Here is a 22522-nt window from a genome sequence, read left to right as displayed (position 1 = left end):
GAAGCGGCGCAGTCCAACAGAGGTTTATACGCTGTGCTCCGCGTGCGTATAAACACTAAACTGTTAGGCTCAAATTAAAGCAAGATATGAGTGGACATAAACTAAAGCTGAGAATTCTATTAAACGGTTTCGCCGGATTATTTTTAGGCGCGCTGTTTTCGTGGTCGTATTTATATTTAAATCCAAAATATTACACTGTAATTTTCTGGAGTTTTACAGAAGAGCAAATTGTAAGGTCAACGGTTATAGTGGGTGATCGGCACCTATCCTATGAGGGTGACTTTGAAAAGACAGCAATGAAAATTCCTTTGGAATATGGCGAAAACTATATTGTTAAGACAGAATTTGTAAGTGGAAAAAAATTGGTAAGTTCCACACAGAAAGCTAAGCCGGGCGCTGGTTATTATGCATACATTTACGAGGGGAAAATAATCAATGAACGTCGGTACTAAAATCGGCCTAACCAGGCGCATCATAGGAAAAAGTTTAGTTGTCACCTCTTTTGCCTTCGGGCAAAACAGCTGCCAACTAAACTTTTCCTAAGTGCGCAGCGTTATACTTAGGTGTAAATGGACTTTAGAATGAAGTTTAACCTCGTAAAGAATAAAGCCTTCTGGGAGACTACTCTGAAAATAGGATTTCTATTTCAGTTGACAATTCTATTCTGTTCAGTTTTTAAAGTTCTTTTGATTAGTGGTATTGAAGCTTTTACAATGATTAAAATCATTCGTATCTTAGCAGGAAGTTTCTTAGTAGGAATTATCATCGGCCTGATGTACGGCTATAACAATCATCACTAATATTTTAGTATAACAATACGCTGAAAATCATTACGGCCAAAAAGACGGCCTCCATTGGACGTGCTAGAAGCACGCCTATTAGCTAAAGCGTTATAGCTAAGGAGAGTTCAGTGCCGTTTAGCCTCTCAGAAGAGCAATTGGTGCTAACTGAAAACGAGTTGGGTTGCACTTTGCCTAATGAATATCGCGAAGCCATGAAATTGGATAATGGCGGCGAGGTTCAAACGGAAGAACATGATTGGGAGCTCTATCCAATCAAAGATACCTCTGATAGAAAGCGTATTTCACGCACATGTAATCACATAATCAAAGAAACTGAGTCATGCAAGGGTTTTGGTAACTTCCTTGAGAATGCTTTATCTATAGCTGGTAATGGGCTTGGTGACCAAATGGTGTTTATAAAAGAATCGGGGGAGTATCAAAGCACTCTGTATTTGTGGCTTCACGAAACTGGTGAATTACAAGTATTGGCGGCATCATTCAGTGAAATCGCAAAGCTATAACAAGCGGCGGCAGGCGGATCAAATTACCGCTCGTTCCTCGCTTCAATTTGCCCGCTGCGCCGGGCGTTATGTTTCCGAGGAGTGGAATTGTATTTAGACTTAAAAGATAAAGAATTGAAAAGGTATATATACAGAATAATCTCTTATGAGAGATTTCTGGAGCTTTTCAGTACATCAAAAAATACCTTGGTTAAGCCTGATCTCTGGGATGATAATTTTGAGAATTACGCGCTGAAATCGACTTTAAACTACCCTGATGGAAGTACGATTAAGCTAGATGTGCATAAGCGTATGTATGGACAATGCTGGACCACAGAGCGGTCATCAGACGCTATGTGGCGCATCTATTCTCATGACAAATACGGCTTAAGGATAAGGACAACAATTGATAACCTGCTTGATAGCCTAGGGGTCGCCACAGTAGATACGCTAATGAGCGAATACTGTATTGGCAAGGTAAAATATGAAAGTGAACGAGCAATAATAAAGGCCGCGAAAGAAGCGTTCGGGCCCAATGGCGCTATCACCTTCGGGAATCTATTTAGATCTCTTTTAATAAAGAGAAATGCATTTAAACATGAGAACGAGATTCGGCTCCTTTACTTCGATTGGGGTAAGGATCTACCAGAGGATAAGCTGTTTAAATATGATATCAATCCTCATGACCTCATATCTCAGGTAATGATAGATCCTAGAGTGGATCACAAAGAATTCTTGAGCATCAAGAAGCGAATAATCAAAGACACTGGCTTTAAGGGTGAAATTAAGCGGTCGTTGCTCTACAAACTGCCTAAACCTGTCAGTATCGACGTAACCCAAAACATAACAAGTCAAGCAAGAGGGACGCCGTAACCGGCGCCCCTTCTTGAAGCGTTAGGCAATTTAAGCATGGAAGAATATCAAGAGTTTGAACCAAAACCTTTACCTCGATGGGTAACGATTCCATTAGGTATATTTCTGGCACCGATTACCCTCATATGTGTAATTGGCTCATTGTCTTTATTGCTTGCTCCAAATGTTCCGCCTACTGCAATCACGGTGTCTCTCAGTAGTCTCTTTCTCGCAGGTAGTTTGTGGGTATTCTTTTTATCTCTCCGCTTAATATTCGTAGACCCGAAAAGCAAACCAAAACTCATCTCACCAAATGGTCTAAGGGCAATTGCTCTAGTGTTTGCAGCAATACCAATTGTTTCATTGGTGTTGGGCACGTTCTGGGAAAAACCGGTAGTTCACGGCATAATGACTATCGCCTATATTGGTATAGTTTTACGTCTTTGGGGTATGGCTAGTGAGCGGAAACAAAATGCCTAACAAGGCCAGCCAGCATCGCTCCCTACGGTCGCTGGACCTCGCTGCGCTCGGCCGCAGCTGCAGGCGTTAAATGTCATTATGAAATTCAAAGACGGCGATAAAGTAAAAGTACTTCCACACATCTGGTGGCCAGATGGCGGAACAGGAAAAGTATCATTACCACCTGAGTACGTAGCCGGTGCAGTAGAAGGCACCGATGCTTTTGATTCTACCCAGAGAACCGTTAAGGGCGTTAACTCAATTGTTACTAGTATCTGGGTAGAGTTCGATGAACCAGTTCAGGATTTAGATGGCGACGGCCCATATGTATCTGGTGAGGTTCAAATAGAGTATTTGGAGCATCTACAATGATGCATTTAACCAGTTTAGCCTGCCTCGCCCCGAAAAAAGCCCCGGGGCTGGACTCGCTATCGCTCGCCGCAGCTAAAGGCGTTAACTTTCCGAGTTACCCATAAAAAGTCAAACACTAATGGATTTAGAATTCCTTCTCACAACAGAGAAAGTAAAGAACGATGATCTATTGAAATAGAAATTGAATTTCTTATCGAAGATTTTTTTACTAGCTCAGAGGTAGGGTCAAAGTGAGTAAATTAGAAGTTGTTCTTGGTGCTATAACTATTTCTATAGTAGCAACGTATTTCTTTGTTAGTGATTCAAGCTTTGCAAAGGATTGTAAAAATGAGGGTGGTATCCCTATCGAACTTGAATATAACTATTGCTCTTTTACTACTCAACAAGAATGCAAAGAACATAACGGGCGGTGGCTTGAGTCGGGACTATGTATGAACTCTGATGGTACATATCTCTTTCAAGTCAGTAAGCTGTCCATCGAAGAAGTTCTAAGCAACGAATCAGTGAAACCAGAGTAAATAGAAGTTAAATTTCATATCTAAAGAGTGCTACTTATGGATCACTTAGAAATTCAAGAATATCGTTACTTAGCTTGTTCACGCGGTATTTAAGTTTCAGGCACCGTCTAGATTAAAAAGCTCTCAAGTTGAGAGCTTTTTTCCATCAACCTCTAAATCCCCAACTTATCCCTCAACCCATAATACAACGCACCAATGGCGGTATAAGGCACTCTAAACATGCGTCCGCCTGGGAATGGGTAGTGTTTCAATGAGGCAAAGGCATCAAAGCGTTCTGCGTGGCCTTTAATGGTTTCTGCCACCAGTTTGCCCACTAAGTGCGTGGTTGTGACGCCATGGCCGCTGTAGCCCTGAGCGTAATAGATGGTATCGGTTAGGCGGCCCAGTTGTGGTAGGCGGCTCATGGTTAAGAGGAAGTCGCCGCCCCAGGCGTAATCGAATTTGACGCCTTTCAGTTGCGGGAAAGTCTTTTCTAAATGGCCACGTATGAAGTGTTCGATGGATGCCGGATCGCCGCCGCCGTAGGTGACGCCACCACCGTAAAGTAGGCGGTTGTCGCCAGTGATGCGGTAGTAATCGAGTTTGTAGTTACAGTCTTCTACACAGTGTCCGTTGGGAATCAGTGAACGAGCGGTGCTTTCATCCAATACCTCGGTGGTGACAATCTGAGTTCCGCACGGCATGGATTTGGCCGATAGTTCTGGGACTAATCCGCCCATGTAGGCATTGCCAGCCAATAATAGATAGTCACAGGTGACGGAGCCTTGTTCGGTAAAGACTTGAGGGCGTTTACCTGGGCTGTTTTCATTACGATCAATACGAATGACTTTGGAGTCTTCAAAGATTTGTCCGCCGAGCGATTCAAATGCAGCGGCTTCGCCTAAGGCTAGATTTAGTGGGTGGATGTGCCCGCCGGAGTGATCCAATAAACCACCGATGTAACGATCGGAGGCAATTTGGCTACGGATTTGATCCGCGTCGAGCAGTTCCAGTTGGTCATTACCGTAACGTTCCCAAAGGGCTTTTTGTTCTTTGAGATCGTTTAATTGTTTTTCATTGAACGCAGCAAAGATGCCACCGGGTTTGTAATCGCAGTTGATGTTGTATTTCTGGATGCGTTCTCGAATGATGTTGCCACCTTCGAAGGCCATGTCACCTAGGGCTTTGCCTAAATCCGGGCCGTAGTTGTTTTCGATGGTGTCGATGTCTCGGCTGTAGCTGTTAACCAGCTGGCCGCCGTTTCGGCCACTGGCACCAAAGCCAATTCTTGCGGCTTCTAATACCACCACTTTAAAGCCGGCTTCAGCCAAATGAAGTGCACTTGAGATGCCTGTATAGCCTGCACCAAGAATACAGATTTGCGTATCCAGAGCTTCGGTGAGTCTAGGTCGATCCGTTTTTTGATTCGCGGTAGCTGCGTAATACGAATTGGTGTGAGGCGTTCGGTTCATCGAAGGTTGGTTCATGACGGCTCCTGACCTATGTGATCTCTATGACCTGGATCTGTATATCTATATTCGTTAATGCCTGATTATGCTTAATGCCTTTACTAATGCTTAGTGCCTGGTGTTTTACATCAGCTTAGGCTTCGTAAATGACGTAGACTTTTTTGCAATACTCAGGTACTTCCCATGTGCCTTGAAAGCCTGCCGGAATCACGAAGTGATCGCCTTGTTGGACGCGTTTGGTATTTCCATCCCCATCATGAATGATGGATTCACCTTCTAAAATGAAGCAATATTCTTCTTCACTGTAATTCACTTTCCAGTGACCTGCTTGAGCATCCCAAATGCCGGTATGGAATTTTTCATCTTTGGAGGAAAACACATTCCAAACGTTCTGTTCCGGACGGCCTGAAAGAATCTTCTCATTATCCGGTAGATAATTGTCGGCAGCGATATTATCGGTACTGACATCTTTAATGCTTTGAATGCTCATCGTTAATTGTTCCTGAACAGGTGTTGTTCCTAATTCAAAAAAGGGCCCTCGTGATCTTGTTGAAAATCAGGGGAGGGCGAACAAGGGATGCTCTTTTTCTACATGACTTATACGATCTCTATGATCTTTATCATCTACATGTAGGCTTATTTCATCGTTGGCATGACGAATTCGGCGCCAATGTCGCCTTCCGGCCAACGCACCGTGACGGCTTTACGTTTGGTGTAGAAACGCACACCTTCAGGGCCATGAACATGGTTACTGCCAAACAATGAACGTTTCCAACCACCGAACGCATGGAACGCCATAGGGACAGGAATTGGCACATTCACGCCAACCATGCCCACTTGAATATCGTGTGTGAATTTACGAGCCACAGCACCGCTGCGGGTAAAGATGCTGGTGCCGTTGCCGTATTCGTGATCGTTGATCATTTTCGCGGCGGTGGCGTAATCCGGTACTCGTACTACACAAAGCACGGGGCCGAAGATTTCTTCCTGGTATATGGTCATGCCGGTAGTAACGTTGTCGAATAAGCAGCCGCCCATGAAGTAGCCGTTCTCGCATCCGTCAATCGTTAGGTCTCGGCCATCAACAACCAGCGTTGCGCCTTCAGAAACGCCGGTGTCCACATAGCCTTTCACTTTGGCTAGGTGTTCCTTGGTCACAAGCGGGCCCATATCCAGGCCAAGATTCTCACCATTACCGATTTTTAGTTCGCGAGTTTTGGCGGCTAATTTTTCAACCAGCTCATCAGCGATGTCACCTACCGCGACCGCCACAGAAATCGCCATGCAACGCTCACCAGCAGAACCGTAAGCCGCACCCATCAAGGCATTCACCGCTGAGTCTACATCCGCATCCGGCATCACGATCATGTGGTTCTTCGCGCCGCCTAATGCTTGTACGCGTTTGCAGTGTTTGCTGGCGGTGCTGTAGATGTATTCTGCAATCGGCGTTGAACCTACAAAGCTCACCGCTTGAATGTCTGGGTGCGTCAGAAGTACATCAACCGCTTCTTTATCACCATTAATGACGTTAAACACACCGTCAGGTAAGCCGCATTCTTTTAACCACTCTGCGATCAGAAGGGAGGCTGAAGGGTCTTTCTCAGACGGTTTCATTACGAAGGTGTTACCGCACGCAATGGCAACCGGCCACATCCACATTGGCACCATCGCCGGGAAGTTAAATGGTGAGATACCAGCGACCACACCTAATGGCTGATTGACCGAGTAGGCGTCTACGTCGCTGCCTACTTGCTCGGTGATTTCACCTTTTAATAAATGAGGAATGCCACAGGCAAACTCAACCACTTCAACACCACGAATGATTTCGCCTTTGGCATCTTCAAACACTTTACCGTGTTCCGCACTGATCACTCGTGCCAGTTCATCAATACGCTCATCCAAGAGCATTTTGAATTTGAACAGAATACGTGAGCGGTTGAGTGGCGTGACCCGAGACCAACTATCAAACGCGGTCTTTGCAACGCTAATAGCTTCTTCTACTGTGCTTGCAGGTGCCAGTGATACTTCCGCTGTTTGCTCTCCTAATGCTGGATTGAATACCGGCGCTTGGCGTTCACTGGGTGGGGTGATCTGACCATTAATAAAGTGATTGATTTGTCTCATGTGAATTCCGTACTTCTAATGTATTTAACGTCGTTAATCTGTGTCGTTGCGCTTTAATATCTATTTAACTAAAGCGTCTTAATGGCATTGCCGAGCGATGCAATCAGCTCATCAATTTGGTTTTCGCTGATGATCAAGGGTGGTGACATGGCAATCACGTCGCCTGTGCATCGAACCAAGGTGTTCTCTTTCCAGAAACAATGGTTAAAGGCGTTGTAGCCGCGTTCGCCCAGCTTGTCTCCTTGATGGAATTCAACCGCACCGACTAGACCATAGTTGCGAATGTCCTTAACAACATCGTATTCACGCAGTGAATGAAGCGCTTTCTGCCAATGATTTTCCAGCTCAATGGCTTTGTCGAACAGGTTCTCTTGCTCGTAAATGTCCAAAGTTGCAAGGGCTGCAGCGGCGGCCACTGGGTGTCCTGAATAAGTGTAGCCGTGGAATAGCTCAATCACTTCTTCTGGGCCTGTCATAAAGGCATCGTGAATGAAATCCTGAACAAATACGGCGCCCATTGGAATGGCACCATTGGTTAGGCCTTTCGCAGTGGTAATGATGTCTGGGGTAACGCCCATACGATTGGCTGCGAATGCAGTACCGACACGGCCATACCCTGTGATCACTTCATCAAAGATTAAGAGAATGTCGTTTTGCGCAGTGATTTCACGAAGACGTTGGAGATAACCTTGCGGCGGCATATACACACCACCCGAACCAACCACAGGTTCCACGATAACGGCGGCAATGTTTTCAGCGCCATGCAGTTGGATCATCGAATTCAGTTCTTCAGCCAGTTCAACACCGTGATCAGGTAATCCTTTGCTGAAGGTATTTTCTGGTGTCCAGGCGTGTTGTAAATGATCAACGCCGGTAAGCAGGCTGCCAAAGAAACGGCGGTTGTTGCCTAGGCCACCGACCGAAATGCCACCGAAGTTGGTGCCGTGATAGCCTTTTTCACGACCGATTAAGCGAGTCTTGCTGCCGTTGCCTTTGGCTTTGTGGTAGGCAAGGGCAATCTTTAGTGCAGTATCAACGGATTCAGAACCCGAATTGGTGAAGAATACGTGATTCATACCCTCCGGGCTGTGCTTAACTAGACGTTGGGCTAATTCAAAAGGAAGTGGGTGGCCCATTTGGAAGGTAGGTGCAAAATCCAATTCATGAATCTGCTTTGAAACTGCTTCCGAGATTTGCGTTCGTCCATGGCCTGCGTTCGTACACCAAAGCCCTGCGGTGCCATCCAGAATGGAGCGGCCATCATCCGACTTGTAATACATCCCTTCGGCTGAAACCAATAAACGTGGCTCAGATTTAAACTGTCTGTTGGCAGTGAAGGGCATCCAAAAAGCATCAAGAGAAGTGGATGACATGATTGAAACCTCTGTTTGTTATTTTGAACATGTTGCTTGGAGTTTATGTTAAAAAAATAAAACATCAAGCCTTTCAATGAAGAAAATATCAAAAAGATACAAATTATTGTAAAAACGCGCTGGCGACCCCAGTTCTAAAGGGGTTTGCGAATAGAGAAGTTGAGCGCTATAAAAATCTTTGTGTTCGATATATTGAAAATGTTGCGAGTTTTGCAGTAAGGTCTATCTTCAAATTTGAATCATCAACAGTAGGTAAGCGATATGACTAATGTTCAAAGTCTTGAATACTGGACTGCCTTAAAAGAACAAATCTCCCTTGAGGGACGTGCCTTTCTTAATGGGCAGTTAGTGGATGCCCAGAATAAAGCGACGTTCGACAACATTAGCCCTATCGATAATAGCCTGCTGTGTAAAGTTGCCAGTTGTGATGAAGCGGATGCCAACGAAGCCGTGTCTGCCGCAAGAGCTGCTTTTGAGTCGGGTGTTTGGTCTGAATTAGCACCTGCTGAACGTAAACAAATACTTCAGGCGTTCGCGAATTTGATTGAGGCAAATGCTGAAGAGTTGGCGCTATTAGAAACTCTGGATATGGGTAAGCCAATCAACGATTCATTTAATGTCGATGTCAACGCTACCCTGAGAGCCTTGCGTTGGACGGCTGAAGCAACTGATAAAATTTACGATGAAATTGCGCCGACGCCACACGATGAATTGGGCATGGTGACACGAGAAGCCGTGGGTGTCGTTGCTGCGATCGTTCCTTGGAACTTTCCGATGATCATGGCGACCTGGAAATACGCACCGGCTTTAGCGATGGGGAACTCGGTTATCCTCAAACCGTCCGAAAAGTCTCCGCTGACAGCGATTAAATTGGCTCAACTTGCTAAAGAAGCAGGAATTCCGGATGGCGTATTCAACGTACTTCCGGGCTTTGGTCACACCGTCGGTAAAGCGTTAGCTCTTCATATGGATGTTGATACCTTGGTATTTACCGGCTCGACCGGTGTCGCGAAACAGCTGATGGTGTTTGCGGGTCAATCCAATATGAAACGCGTCTGGACGGAAGCAGGAGGTAAATCGCCTAATGTGGTGTTTGCGGACGCGCCTGATCTCGATGCCGCAGCAGAAGCCGCTGCTGGTGCCATCTGTTTCAACCAGGGTGAAGTCTGTACCGCAGGTTCTCGTTTATTAGTAGAAGATTCCATTGCGGATGAGTTTATGGAAAAGGTCAGAGCAGCCGTTAAAAACTGGAAGCCGGGGAATCCGTTAGACCCTGAAACCAATGTCGGAGCCATCGTTGATGAAACTCAACTAGAGCGAGTTCTAAGTTACATCGAAAAAGGGCAGAGCCAGGGCGCTAAACTCACCGTTGGTGGCAATAAAGTCGCGCCTGTTTCTGGTGGTATGTACGTTGAGCCGACTGTATTCGAAAATGTGGAATCCAACATGGCCATTGCAGAAGAGGAAATCTTCGGCCCGGTTCTTTCTGTGATTCGTTTTAAAGACGAAGAACAAGCTCTTAAAATTGCGAATGACTCAGTGTATGGGTTAGCCGCTGCCGTTTGGACATCGAACCTCAGCCGAGCACATCGGTTTGCTAAAGGGCTCAGGGCGGGTTCCATTTGGGTGAATCAATACGATGGTGGCGACATGACCGCACCGTTCGGCGGTTACAAACAATCCGGCAATGGTCGCGATAAATCCCTTCATGCGTTTGATAAGTACTCTGAAATCAAAGCGACCTGGATTAAGCTTTAAGAATTTTTAAAGTCATGTCATTCAAAGGGGCGTACGGGTTACGCCCTTTTTTGTTTCTAACTTTTACAAGGCGTCAGGTTAGAAATGTCACTCCATTCCTAAATTTACGGTCTTAATCTGACCAAAGTCAAAATACCCTTAAAGATACTGTTGCTATTGTTCGGCAGTTGTTGCATAAAAGCTCGCTATTATTCGATTAATCAATACAGCCTGCATAAACCCAAGGAAGGTAAGCTATGCAAACTTCGGATCATTATCCTATTAGTCCCAAAAACGTTCCTGAATCGCTCACTCAAGCGAACAGCAGTTATAAGCGTCAAGCCATTCTGGCGATGTCTGGTCTTATCTTTTTCATGATTTTCTATCTGGCTTTGATGACATGCTTTGCCTATATCACCTATGAAGGAGTAGATCGTTTTTTACACGGCGACAGAGGTAATCTGTTTAACATCGTAGCCACGAGTTGCTCGTTTTTACTGACTCTGTTTATGGTTAAATCCTTGTTTGCTGTTCGAAAGGCGGGGAATCCTGGTGGCATTGAAGTAACGGCTGAGCAAGAGCCAAAACTGTTTAATTTTCTTCATAATCTGTCCGATGAAATCGGCGCTCCGCGTCCGCACCGGGTGTTTATTACGCCAGAAGTGAATGCCGCTGTTTTCTATGATTTATCGTTATTGAATCTTATTTTCCCATCTAAAAAGAATCTGGTGATTGGTCTTGGGCTCGTTAATGTTCTGAATCTAGGGGAACTCAAAGCGGTGTTAGCCCATGAGTTTGGGCACTTTGCGCAAGGTTCCATGGTGGTTGGTCGTTGGGTTTATGTGGCGCAGCAGATCATCGCGCACATGGTGGCGACTCGTGATTGGCTGGATTCCGTGGTTCGGTTTATTTCCCGCATTGATCTTCGTATTGCTTGGTTAGGTTGGATTCTTTCGCTTGTGATTTGGTCGATTCGCTCAATGATGGATACCTTGTTTAGCTTGGTAATTATTGCTGAACGTGCGCTTAGCCGTGAAATGGAATTTAACGCTGATTTGGTGGCGGTGTCAGTGACTGGCAGCGACGCTTTAGTGAATGCTCTGTATAAGCTGCAAGCGGCCGACCATGCATGGCAAACGGCTTTGGATGTGGCGGGACAAGAAGCAGAAAGTGGGAAGATATTGGACGATATCTTTAAAGCCCAGGAAGCAACGATCGGCCAGATGCAACGCGTTTTAGACGACGAGTTCTATGGCACAGTACCCCCACGACCTGATGACGTTGAAGATGCACATCATCGTGTATTTGCTGAAGAAACTGCGCGACCACCACAAATGTGGTCGACTCATCCGGCGAACAGTGATCGCGAAGAGAACGCTAAAGCGCAATACATTGCCGCTGATATTGATGAGCGTAAAGCCTGGGAAGTCTTTGCGGATGAGCGTGAGTTACGACGTTTAATCAGCATCAGCTTTTATAACACGGATAAAATTGATGAATTAGAAGTAGGGCAGCCTTTGGAGGCTGTGGTTCAGCGATTCGATAGACCGTCTTATTCGCCCGAATACCGTGGTGTTTATTTGAATCGAAGCCCTGTTCGAGATTTCTCCAGCTTCGATGAGATGTTGGCCAAAGCCAATATCGATACGGACATGGAAAAAGCCATCGCTGCTTTATATCCTGCCAGTATTGCTGATGACCTTGAAAAACTTAGGAACCTTGAGGTTGAGAAGTATACGCTGGAAGCCTTGGCTTCTGGCGATTTAAAACCGTCTGGCGGGGTGATTCGACATCGTGGTGAAGAAATCAGTAAAGAAGAAATTCCTGATGCCATTGAGGAAATTTCAGCTGATCAGCGTTTGGTTTCTGATTCGCTTATGCAACAGGATGCTAACTGCCGAGCAGTGCATCTTTGCTTAGCTCAACATGCAGGAAAAGGTTGGAATGAATACCTAACGGCTTTAATCAAATTGCTGCATTGCAGTGAACATCTGCATGCCATTGTTGAGAACGAACATTCACTGTTGGTAAATACTTGGCAAGTAATCACGGCTGACGGTCAAATTGGTCATTTCGAAAAGAAACGCATTATTCGAGTATGTAATGCCGCTCAAGCAGAAATGGAGACGGTTTCAAAGGTTATTCTGGATATGCAATTGCCCGCTGATGTACTTGAAAAACTGGGCATCACGGACTGGAGTGAGCAGATTCCATTATTTAAACTACCAGCGGCCGATAAGAAAAATTGGCCGGAGTGGTGCCAAACCGCATCTCAAATTATGTCGGGCATGTCAGGCTTGATGTCTGCGATCAGCGCCATTCTTCAGGAAGATCTGATTCTTATTGAAGCGAAACTTCGTGATGAACGAAGTCAGTTAAATGATTGGGAAGACGCGCCTGAACCGGGTCGTTGCCCTGAGAACTATCCCGTACTGTTGCCTGGTAACGAGCATGTTTTGCAAAGAAAGCTAGACCTTTGGAACCGCTTCCAGCTGGCTCAAGGTGTCTTCCCGACGACAGCTCGTTTACTGGTATCCGTGGGGATTGTCGGTGGGACTATCTTTGCTGGATTGATTAGCCTGTTCTGATAGAGCCCTATTAATTTGCTACATTTTATATAGCCCTGCCTTTGACGCAGGGCTATTTATTTTTATTCATCGAATAGTGTTTATTTTCACGTTTGCTTCTGATTAGGGAAAAAGTTTAAAGATGGAATTAGCTCCATACAGCGTTCAACACTCTGTAGAAATTCAAAACCTTTACGAAAAGACATTTTCTGACTCTGAAGGTGAATCCGAGGGCACCGCTATTCGAGACTTGGTTGCTTGTCTTATGTCCGATACCGCGACTCAAGATCTGTTCGGTTTCGTTGCCTACAAAGCTGATAAAGTTATCGGCTGTATTTTCTTTTCACGCTTAGAATTTGATGACCCTGTGGAAGCCTTTCTTTTATCACCTGTTGCTGTAGATACGAAGTTTCAAGGGCAAGGTGTAGGGCAGGCGTTGATTAATTTCGGGCTTGAACAGTTGAAAAAGAATGAGGTTCGTCTGGTGTTTACCTATGGTGATCCTAACTACTATTCGAAAGTCGGTTTTCAACAAATTTCAGAAGACATTGCCAAAGCGCCTTTCAAGCTGTCTCAGCCACATGGTTGGTTATGTCAGTCATTAGATGGCAGTGATTTAGCAGCTTTGGCTGGGAATGCTCGTTGCGGGACTGCACGTTGTGTCGCAGCGTTCAATGTACCTGAGCTCTGGTGAGCTAATATAATCTGACCTTTCCCATAAACGAAATAAGGATCGACCTAACCATGGCAGGAAAATATCCAGATAAGATTCGGACACTCCCTCTCTATGATGGGCGATTTGATGCTCATCGTTTAGCCGCTATGGGGGCGGATGTACTATTTGCGTCGTATCCTGCGGGAACCCGTATTCCTCCTCATTCTCATGATACTGATAATCATGGAATCATTGTTCGTGGCGAGTTAATTCTAACCATGAATGGTAAACAAGAACGCTATGGCGTAGGGGATTGGTATCATGTTCCTGCTGGCGTTGAACATGCGGCGGATTTTGATCAGGAAACCGATGAGATCGAGTTCTGGTTTGAGACCGATTCATAAGTTGTGCAGGCATTTGTATGGGAGAGCTCAGTAAGCTAAAAGGGTTAGGGCCAAAGTCCGAACAATGGCTTAATGAAATTGGTATTTTTACTGAAGCTGAATTAAGGGAATTGGGCGCGGTGGCTACGTTTATGAAGTTACGGCACGAGTGCTCTGTTCAGCCAAGCCTTAACTTTCTCTATGCCATGGTTGGCGCCTTAGAAAATGTATCATGGACAAAAATAGCCAGAGAGGAAAAGGGCAGACTTCTTATTGAGCTGGAAGGGTATCGAGAACTTGAAATACTTCTGATGGCCGACGGTATTAAATTGGATGTGTGATCTTAGAAAAGGGGCCGTAATCAAGATTGATTACGGCCCCTTTGGTATTGAGAGGCACTCATGGTCTAAGTGCTTGGTTTAAGTACATTTGGTTTAAATGCGCTTGTTTTAAATGCTTAGTTAAAGTGTCTAGATAGTACGGTTGAGTTTGTCCCTTCACCTTGTTCCCAAAGTAAAAGTGCTTCGCCTTTAGTGTTTGTACTCATAATGCTATGACGCACATACACTGGGTTGTTACTCAACTTGGTCGAATCAGTCCATTCCTGAGTGTAGGAATTGAAGCGGCTCACAAAAATGTTATCAATACCGTTCGTGCGTTGAATCCATACAGCCAGGGCATGGCCTTGATCATCCATAATCGCTTTATTACTGGTGAATTTGAAATCTGTGGTTTCAACCGTTTGAGCGTTCGACCACTGCCTGTTTTGAGCTGTGAAGTATCGGCTGTATAAGTTCATTTCACCGTCATCTTCATACGACCAAGTAACGATGGCGTTGCCATTACTACTCATCGCTAAATAGCTGCTTTCAGTTGCAGGGGTTCTTGTATCGGAGACGGTGCCTAATTGAACCGGGTTGTTTAACCAAGCAGAATCATCAACGTCGTAATAGTTTGCGTAAAGATGCGTGGGTTTGTCGTTATCTAGCGGATCACTTTCTTGCTGCCATGTAACCAGAGTGTTGCCTGACTCATCAAGTGATGCAAAGACTTGGCCGGTCAATCCCGGGTTTTGTTCAATAAGATTGATTGGGCCCCAACTTCCTTCAACATCAGGATCTACATTTTTATTTGGATCAAAATAGCGGGCATAGAGACTGTTGTTCGATTGTGGGTCTGCCACTTCTTTCCAGGTCACTAGCGCATGGCCTTCATCATTCATAGTCAGCGAATGAGTGACGTTATCTGATGCATCCACATCGAATTCAATGATTGTTTGCCAAGTTCCAGCCCCGTTACCATCGCTTAAAAAGTGACGAACGTGGATATCACCATTGCTTGGATCATCCGCATCAATGTTTCTCCACATGAGGATGATATCGTCATCATTGTTAATCGCTATGCGTGGTGCATAGTCATCATTGTTATTATCTTCGAGAGAAAACTCGGCTTGCCAACCGGTGCCCGGTTGATATTTAGCAACGTATAAATCGTAATCGTTGGCCGTGTTTTCTTCAGACCAAGCAAGATAGCCAATGCCGTCTTCCGATAAGGTAACTTCGAAGCGTGAATCTACATTGGTGCTGCTGCCCGGAATCTGCTCTATGGCGCTCCATTGCTCGGTGGTTGAGTTATAGTGACGGCCATGAAGGGTGTAATTGGTTCCATCCTGTTCTCGCCATACTATAAATGCATCACCTCGATCATTTGTCGCAAACTCCCCGCCATTCAGTTTACTTCCCGGTGAGTTAATTTGCTGGGTTGGTTGCCACTGGTTGTTTACGTATTGTTTGAAATAGGCCGCACTCTCGAGAGGACCTACCTCACTTGACCAAATGGAAATTGCGTTACCGTTATTGAACAGTTTTAGTTCATTAAGGTAAGTGCCAAAAACATCGGTTTGATCAGAAAGGGTGGAGATTGTCTGCCATTGGCCATCACGGCTAGTGAAACGCCAAGTAAAATCATCACCTAGTTCATTTCCTTCCTGATCACTGATGTCACCACTCAGCGTCGCTGTGTATTCACAAAGTAATCCCATCTCAGCTTGTGGTTCAGCTTGAAGTGTTTTTCCTGTGCCATCGACAGTGATGTCTGCATTAAGGGCTTGTCCATCAAACTGCAAGGTTAAGCTTTGTTGATCAATAGAGCTCGCCAGTAAGTTCTTAGAAAACGTTGCTTCGACTGTGGCTCCGAGTTCTATACCCGTAGCGTTGCCTGCAGGGGTAACAGACGATAGAAATGCGTCCGGTGTGGTCGGGGTTGAATTTGGGGAATCTGAAGATCCACCACCGCCGCCTCCACAAGCGGTTAAGAATTGAGCACTGACCAGTGCTAAGGGTAGATAGAGTTTTGGTTGAACCCGTCTCATTATGTTTCATCCTTAAAATCATAGAGTTAGAGGTGCGATTCTTTCTTTAATGAGTCTCATTTACAATGAAAATATGAAAATACTTTCATGAATGGGTTGGAAAAGCTTTCAAATTAGTCAGTTTTGTCTTCATTAATGACCACTATTGGTGCATTTAATAGATAAAGTAATCAATAAATAGTTTTAAGCAGTTTGGTGAAGGTTTTGTTACAGCAGAAAATCCTTGGAAACACTCTGTTCAGGGATGAACTGAAAATATATTTTGCGCAAAAATTGAACAGATAGGGCGCTGTCCTATACTCAGATGAATTGCTAGGAATATACGTAAAACGGGACCTTACGTCATGCAACGGTTTGTGTCTGTCGTCACCATGCTTCTGGTCGGATCTGCAGTACTTGGTCAGACAAAACAAGATACCTTTGATATCAAAGGCACCAGTCTTACTGAGCTTATGTCGCTCAAAATTACATCGCTTTCTAAAAAGAAGGAGTCGCTAAATCGTGCGCCAGCCGCCGTTTATGTTCTGTCGAGTAAAGAGATTGAACGTATGGGCGTAACACACATTGCAGAGGCGTTGCGCTATGTACCAGGCGTTGAAGTGGCGCGAGTCGATGCCAGCCGCTGGGCGATCAGTATCCGTGGGTTTAACTCTCGCGCTTCCAATAAATTGCTTGTGATGATTGATGGTAGAAGCATCTATAGCTCTTTCTTCTCCGGGGTGCTTTGGGAAGAAAAAGACGTTGTACTGGCGGATGTAGATCGAATTGAAGTGATTCGCGGACCTGGCGGGGCGATCTGGGGAGCTAATGCGGTAAATGGTGTGATCAACATCATCACTAAAAGCGGGAAAGATACTCTGGGTACACTTGCTGAAGGTGGCACCACATCTCAAGGTAATTCATTTGGTCAAGCCCGACAGGGTTGGAAGTTGGGCAGTGACTCGTACTTACGTTTCTATGCCAAGCTCCGTGAAACGAATGATACTGGCGGTAACTTTAAAAATGATGATGGTCAGCACAAACAGATGGGCTTTCGGTTTGACCATTGGTATTCCGATGATAATCAATTGACACTGCAAGGTGACATGTATCGTGGTGAAATTGGTTCTTTAGAGTCTTTAAAGCAACCGTCAGGGCAAGAGCATAGAGGCGGTAATGTTTTATTGAACTGGAATGTCAAAGAGAGCGACGACCGTCGTCATCAATTACAAGCCTTTTATGATGTGACCTACTTGAACACGGGCTCGATCGTAGATGACAGAAATACGGTGGATCTCGGTTATCAAATACAACAAGGTCTGAGTAATCATGAACTGGTAACCGGAGTAGGTTATCGGCGCGTAAGGGATAATATCGATTCTACTTTTATCGCACCTCAGCGTGTTAGGGATGAAACCTTTAGTGCGTTTTTGCAGGATGATGTCTCATTTCTGGACAACGACGCACACTTTATCTTTGGTACAAAATACGAGCATAACGACTATTCAGGCAGCGAGTGGCAACCAAATGTTCGACTTTCGTATTTTGCTTGGGAGTCATTGTTTTGGTCATCCTGGTCGCAAGCCGTTCGTATGCCCACGAGACTAGAGACAGATCTTACCTTTCCTGGACTTAACGGAGATAAGTTTGATTCCGAGAATGCGACCGTCTATGAACTGGGATGGCGTAAACAATGGCTGGAGTCCTGGCAGCTTGATGTCACCCTTTACCAGTCGGACTATGACGACTTAATTTCATTGGAACCGGATGGCTTACGCAACAAAATTTCTGGAAAAACCCGCGGCATTGAAGTGAGTGCCAGCATCAATCCTACGGATGCCTGGTTGTTGCGGTTTAACTTCAGCCATGCGGAAATGGATTTGGAGGCCGATTCGGACAGTATTGCCTCTGACAGTGCACAACGTACTGAAGGTTATCTCCCTCAAAACCTTGCCCAAGTCGTATCAATGCTGGACATAAATCAGGATTGGCAACTTAACACCTATCTCAGATACGTGGATTCCTTAGATACAAACAATATAGATAACTACCTCGTGGCAGATATTTCACTTCAATGGAATATTAATGAATATGTGTCGGCTAATTTCATTGGACGGAACATCAGTGATGGCAGTCATGAAGAGTGGAGCGCTGATGCTCCTGTAGAGGATGAATACGGTGTACACCTCAAATGGGAGCTATAAACGTGGTTAATTTTCGACGATGGTATTTTCTGGCTCTGCTGTTTTTGTTACCAACGCATGGACGCGCTGATGTGGTATACGAGATTAAGGCTTCCTACTTATATAATTTCTTACAGTTCGTTCAATTTGGCTCTGGCCTATCAGAGGCGGGTTCCAAAGACTCTGCCGCTAATCGACTCAATGTGTGCATTATTGGTAAGAACAAGTTCGGAAAAGCTCTGGATGAAATTCAGGGGGCATCAACCTCTCAGGGCATCATTACAGTTATCCGGTATTCGAAATTAACTCAAACAACGCCTATCAAAGAATGTCACGCGATCTACATGGTCGGTATTAGTCGTGTGTTGTCTAAACAGATGCTTTCCAGGATAGACACATCGAAAACCCTCACCATTGGGGAATTCTCTGGTTTCATTGAATTAGGCGGCTTCATTGAACTGTTCATTGAAAATGACTCGGTTCGTTTTCGCATTAATAGTAATTTAGCTGGTAATACTCAGTTTAAGGTTGCTGCTCAACTCTTATCTCTGGGAGTACAAGACTCATGACTCGCTCAGACTCGGCCAGTCCTCAAAACGGTTCTCAAAATCCTAGGAAAGAAACTGCGAAGAAATCCCAGGCATCAATTCGAAATAAAATTCAATACAGTTTGTCTCTGTTTTCACTGATGGTCATCATCGTGTCTTCTCTGACCTTTGCATGGTCTGCCAACAAACAATTTCATCGGAGTACTCAGGATGAGTTGAGTGTACTTACCAGTGTAATTGCGGGTAACAGCCAGGCATCGGTTGCATTTAATGATGTGGATTCTGCAACGAACATTCTGTCCGGTATCAAAGAGAACTCGAATATTTTGTCTGCAACGCTTTACAAAAATGGAGTGCTTTTTGCCGTTTTTCCTGTAGACAGCGAACCGTTGAAAGAAGCTGGCACGCTCGCTCGGGTATGGTTCGATGACCCCTTTTATTACGCAACGCATCCCATCAAGGTAAACAATAAAGTCATTGGGACTTTGATTTTAAAGTCCAAACTTAATGATTGGGAAGGCTTTAGGGAACGTTTGCTGTTAATCATTTTAGGACTGTTAGTGACCATTCTTTTGATGGCAGTCATCACATCTCATTGGATTAAGAAGCACGTTACCATTCCACTTCAGGCGCTTTCAGATTGGGCAACCGATGTGTATTCGAGTAAGAATTTTAACTCAAGAGCAGAAAAGCATGGCAATGATGAAATAGGGAAATTAGCCGATAATCTCAATAATATGTTGGCTGAGCTTTCCAAACAGGAATCCATCATCTCTCTGAATCGGGACTTGGAAGCTGAAATTGCCTTCCGTAAGGAGACAGAACAAGAGCTCATCAGCTTGAGAGACAAGGCAGAGCAAGCCAATCGCTCTAAAAGTATGTTCTTGGCCAATATGAGTCATGAAATCCGAACTCCAATGAATGCCATCATCGGGTTTGTGGATGTGGTACTGGAAGATGAGTTAAGTAACGATCAGCGAAAGCATCTGTGTACGGTTCGGCAATCTGCCAAAGACCTTCACAACTTACTCAATGAAATTCTTGATGTCGCCAAGATGGAAGAAGGTAAGTTGGAGCTGGAAACCGTTCCTTTCTCTGTGCCCAATGTAATCAACCATGTTGTTAAGACCCTGGAGTTCAAAGCCCAGGAGAAGAACATTCAGATGATTCAGCGAATTCCGGATAATCTCCCTGCACATTATTTGGGCGATCCCCTCCGATTAAATCAGATCTTGATGAATCTGATTGGAAATGCCATCAAGTTTACTGAAACAGGCTCGATTACGGTGGCGGTGGATCGTTTAGACAATGGTGATTTGAAGTTCTTGGTGCGTGATACCGGTATCGGGATTCCTAAAGATAAAGTGGATCACATTTTTGAGAGCTTTAATCAGGCGGATGCTTCAACCAATCGTAAATACGGTGGGACAGGGCTGGGAACCACTATTTCTAAACAGCTTGTTACCTTGATGAACGGCAAAATTTGGGTGGAAAGCGAAGAGGGTGTTGGTAGCTCTTTCTACTTCACTGTGCGCTTAGAGGAGACCGATGAGGTAATCAGCGAAAAAATCGACACGATCAACTCATCTTTGCTCGAAACCAACCAGCCGCTTCATATTTTGGTTGCCGAAGATATGCAGCAAAATGCTGACTTACTTCGTATTCGTTTAGAAGGCTTGGGTCATCAGATTACTCATGCGATCAATGGTGTAGAAGCTGTCAAACAAATGGAATCTAACTGTGTTTTTGACATGATCTTAATGGATATTCAGATGCCGGAAATGGACGGCCTGGAAGCCACTAAGAACATTCGCATGTTAGATAATGGTAAAAGTATTCCCATCATCGCATTAACGGCCAGTGTCATGCATGAAGATCGAAAAGCCTGTACCGATGCAGGTATGAATGGCTTTGTTAAGAAACCGATTGTCTTTAATGATCTCTTTGAAGAAATGTCCAGGCTTATGACCACTCAGTTTGAAGTACCTGACGATCGAACCGTTTCAGCAAACAACGTATTGGGAATAACGGACACACCCATCATTGATTTCAAACTGGGTATTGATACGTGGGGTGATACGAAAGTCTTTATCGATAACCTTAAATCGTTTTCGGAGCGGCATGAGCAAGCTTTAGAACAGTTGGTTGGATATTGGAAAAACAACCAAGAGAAAGAAGCGAAAGAATCGCTTCATGCCTTACGAGGTATTACTGGAAACCTGGCGTTATCTCAACTCTACGATAAGCTTCAACAGACATCTATTCACATCAAACATCATGGATTGACCAAGCTTGATAACATTATTGAAGAGTTGACCCAAAGCTTTTGTGTAACACTCGAAACCATTAAGGATCTCGAGCATAACCAGGAACAGAGTTTCATTTCTTTGGAGGGCGTTACTGTCTCAGCCTTTATGGAAGACGCTCTACGATTAAAAGACACTCTCCTTGGCGGAGAACTGGATGAAGACTTGGTCGATGCCTGCCTCTCTCATCTGACATGCTTCGATGTACCAATGGACGAGATTAAGTCGTTTCAGCGAGCGATAGATAATTTTGATTTCGAAACAGCAGGGCAGGAATTAGAGGTCATTTTATCTCGTATCAACATAGGAGGAGAGGATCATGAGTCAGAACGGTATCAACCCTAAGATTCTCTTAGTGGATGATGAACCCAATAATCTTCATGTACTGAAGCAAGTATTGTTTGATGATTATCAGTTGTTGTTTGCTAAAGATGGGCAACGAGCCATCGAACTAGCTAAAGAACGTATGCCTGACTTGATCCTATTGGATGTAATGATGCCGGTTCTGGATGGCTTTGAAACGTGCAAGATTTTAAAAGAAAGCGTTGAAACCAAACATATTCCCGTGATTTTTGTCACGGCCATGTCTGAAGTTGAGAATGAATCCAGAGGGTTTGAGCTTGGTGCTGTCGATTACATCACTAAGCCTATTAGCCCCCCAATTGTCAGAGCTCGTGTTAAGACGCATCTATCTTTAGTTCAGGTCAGCGAACTGCATGACACTCGACTCCAAATCATTCGTCGACTAGGGCGAGCCTCTGAATACAAGGACAATGAAACCGGTCTTCATGTGATTCGTATGAGCCATTATTCACAGTTATTGGGCAATGCCGCTGGCATGACTGAATACGAACAAGACTTGTTGTTGAATGCGGCCCCTATGCACGACGTCGGAAAGATTGGAATTCCTGATCGAATTTTACTTAAACCGGGAAAACTAACCGACGAAGAGTGGGCGGTGATGGCCAAACATCCTCAGATTGGTGCTGATATCTTGGGTGATCATGGTTCACCTTTATTGGATATGGCCAAAGACATTGCGCTTACGCATCATGAAAAGTGGGACGGCTCGGGTTATCCAAACAAACTCAAAGGTGAAGACATCCCTTTGGTGGGGCGAATCGTTGCTATTGCTGATGTGTTTGATGCACTGACGACTGTGCGGCCCTATAAAAAAGCGTGGTCTGTTGATGAAGCCGTCAGTTACATAGTTTCAGCATCGGGAAGCCATTTTGATCCTAATCTGGTGCAACTGTTTCAGAATTTATTGCCTAAGTTCTTGGAAATCAAAAGTCGTTGGGAAGAAGAGCCGCGAATGGATATGGCGAACAGCTAGTTTGGAGTATTGGGAGTACTTGAAATTCA

At 44.8% G+C, this 22522-nt stretch carries 19 protein-coding genes; 14 read left to right on the top strand and 5 right to left on the bottom strand.

The window, feature by feature from the left end; all coding sequences use genetic code 11:
* Window positions 1-910 precede the first annotated feature (910 nt).
* The 5 genes from ACFOEK_RS12835 to ACFOEK_RS12815 all read left to right on the top strand — a co-directional run bounded on the left by ACFOEK_RS12835 (window position 911) and on the right by ACFOEK_RS12815 (window position 3483).
* Window positions 911-1303: an SMI1/KNR4 family protein gene (locus ACFOEK_RS12835; RefSeq protein WP_386721527.1), complete on the top strand. Its 393-nt coding sequence runs from the start codon at window positions 911-913 to the stop codon at window positions 1301-1303.
* 87 nt (window positions 1304-1390) lie between these two features.
* Entirely contained in the window at window positions 1391-2155 is a 765-nt protein-coding gene (locus tag ACFOEK_RS12830) for a DUF2971 domain-containing protein (protein ID WP_386721525.1), read from the top strand.
* Window positions 2156-2191: 36 nt separating this feature from the next.
* Complete coding sequence (locus tag ACFOEK_RS12825) at window positions 2192-2614, top strand: hypothetical protein (protein ID WP_386721523.1); 423 nt, start codon at window positions 2192-2194, stop codon at window positions 2612-2614.
* Window positions 2615-2692: 78 nt separating this feature from the next.
* Window positions 2693-2965 carry a hypothetical protein gene (locus tag ACFOEK_RS12820; RefSeq protein WP_386721522.1) on the top strand — a complete coding sequence of 91 codons (273 nt, stop codon included), beginning with the start codon at window positions 2693-2695 and terminating at the stop codon, window positions 2963-2965.
* Between the two features lie 230 nt (window positions 2966-3195).
* Window positions 3196-3483: a hypothetical protein gene (locus tag ACFOEK_RS12815; protein WP_386721520.1), complete on the top strand. Its 288-nt coding sequence runs from the start codon at window positions 3196-3198 to the stop codon at window positions 3481-3483.
* A gap of 152 nt (window positions 3484-3635) precedes the next feature.
* Here the strand turns inward: ACFOEK_RS12815 and ACFOEK_RS12810 are convergent, their stop codons facing one another.
* The 4 genes from ACFOEK_RS12810 to ACFOEK_RS12795 form a co-directional block, all read right to left on the bottom strand.
* Window positions 3636-4934 carry an NAD(P)/FAD-dependent oxidoreductase gene (locus ACFOEK_RS12810; RefSeq protein ID WP_449280223.1) on the bottom strand — a complete coding sequence of 433 codons (1299 nt, stop codon included), beginning with the start codon at window positions 4932-4934 and terminating at the stop codon, window positions 3636-3638.
* 130 nt (window positions 4935-5064) lie between these two features.
* A complete protein-coding gene (locus tag ACFOEK_RS12805; protein ID WP_386721516.1) occupies window positions 5065-5421 on the bottom strand; it encodes a cupin domain-containing protein in 357 nt (118 codons plus the stop codon).
* Window positions 5422-5567: 146 nt separating this feature from the next.
* Window positions 5568-7055 carry a CoA-acylating methylmalonate-semialdehyde dehydrogenase gene (locus ACFOEK_RS12800; RefSeq protein WP_386721514.1) on the bottom strand — a complete coding sequence of 496 codons (1488 nt, stop codon included), beginning with the start codon at window positions 7053-7055 and terminating at the stop codon, window positions 5568-5570.
* Between the two features lie 68 nt (window positions 7056-7123).
* Complete coding sequence (locus ACFOEK_RS12795; RefSeq protein ID WP_386721512.1) at window positions 7124-8428, bottom strand: aspartate aminotransferase family protein; 1305 nt, start codon at window positions 8426-8428, stop codon at window positions 7124-7126.
* A 261-nt stretch (window positions 8429-8689) separates the two neighbouring features.
* Between ACFOEK_RS12795 and ACFOEK_RS12790 the strand changes: the two genes are divergently transcribed.
* The 5 genes from ACFOEK_RS12790 to ACFOEK_RS12770 all read left to right on the top strand — a co-directional run bounded on the left by ACFOEK_RS12790 (window position 8690) and on the right by ACFOEK_RS12770 (window position 14111).
* Complete coding sequence (locus tag ACFOEK_RS12790) at window positions 8690-10186, top strand: aldehyde dehydrogenase (protein ID WP_386721510.1); 1497 nt, start codon at window positions 8690-8692, stop codon at window positions 10184-10186.
* Window positions 10187-10422: 236 nt separating this feature from the next.
* Complete coding sequence (locus ACFOEK_RS12785) at window positions 10423-12753, top strand: M48 family metallopeptidase (RefSeq protein ID WP_386721508.1); 2331 nt, start codon at window positions 10423-10425, stop codon at window positions 12751-12753.
* Window positions 12754-12874: 121 nt separating this feature from the next.
* Window positions 12875-13426, top strand: a complete 552-nt coding sequence (locus ACFOEK_RS12780) for a GNAT family N-acetyltransferase (protein ID WP_386721506.1) — start codon at window positions 12875-12877, stop codon at window positions 13424-13426.
* A 50-nt stretch (window positions 13427-13476) separates the two neighbouring features.
* Window positions 13477-13791 (top strand): cupin domain-containing protein, encoded by a 315-nt coding sequence (locus ACFOEK_RS12775; RefSeq protein ID WP_386721504.1) that lies wholly within the window; start codon window positions 13477-13479, stop codon window positions 13789-13791.
* Window positions 13792-13808: 17 nt separating this feature from the next.
* Window positions 13809-14111 carry a TfoX/Sxy family protein gene (locus ACFOEK_RS12770; protein WP_386721502.1) on the top strand — a complete coding sequence of 101 codons (303 nt, stop codon included), beginning with the start codon at window positions 13809-13811 and terminating at the stop codon, window positions 14109-14111.
* A gap of 116 nt (window positions 14112-14227) precedes the next feature.
* Here the strand turns inward: ACFOEK_RS12770 and ACFOEK_RS12765 are convergent, their stop codons facing one another.
* The gene (locus ACFOEK_RS12765) at window positions 14228-16141 is read right to left on the bottom strand and encodes an Ig-like domain-containing protein (protein ID WP_386721500.1); all 1914 of its coding nucleotides are present in this window, start codon (window positions 16139-16141) and stop codon (window positions 14228-14230) included.
* A 344-nt stretch (window positions 16142-16485) separates the two neighbouring features.
* Here ACFOEK_RS12765 and ACFOEK_RS12760 point away from each other — a divergent pair, with 344 nt between their 5' ends.
* Genes ACFOEK_RS12760 through ACFOEK_RS12745 form a run of 4 tightly spaced genes read left to right on the top strand, consistent with a single transcriptional unit; the run spans window position 16486 to window position 22493 of the window.
* Window positions 16486-18324, top strand: coding sequence for a TonB-dependent receptor plug domain-containing protein (locus tag ACFOEK_RS12760; protein ID WP_386721498.1), 1839 nt, complete (start codon window positions 16486-16488; stop codon window positions 18322-18324).
* A gap of 2 nt (window positions 18325-18326) precedes the next feature.
* Window positions 18327-18872, top strand: coding sequence for a YfiR family protein (locus ACFOEK_RS12755; RefSeq protein WP_386721496.1), 546 nt, complete (start codon window positions 18327-18329; stop codon window positions 18870-18872).
* On the top strand, window positions 18869-21502 hold the full coding sequence (locus ACFOEK_RS12750) for an ATP-binding protein (RefSeq protein WP_386721494.1): 2634 nt from the start codon (window positions 18869-18871) through the stop codon (window positions 21500-21502). Before ACFOEK_RS12755 ends, ACFOEK_RS12750 begins: the two co-directional genes overlap by 4 nt.
* On the top strand, window positions 21477-22493 hold the full coding sequence (locus ACFOEK_RS12745; protein WP_386721492.1) for a response regulator: 1017 nt from the start codon (window positions 21477-21479) through the stop codon (window positions 22491-22493). The genes ACFOEK_RS12750 and ACFOEK_RS12745 overlap by 26 nt, the downstream gene beginning before the upstream one ends.
* Window positions 22494-22522 lie beyond the last annotated feature (29 nt).

Origin of the sequence: Litoribrevibacter euphylliae (assembly GCF_042646085.1) — a bacterium.
Lineage (GTDB): Bacteria > Pseudomonadota > Gammaproteobacteria > Pseudomonadales > Litoribrevibacteraceae > Litoribrevibacter > Litoribrevibacter euphylliae.
This window is presented reverse-complemented; position numbering and strand designations above follow the sequence as displayed.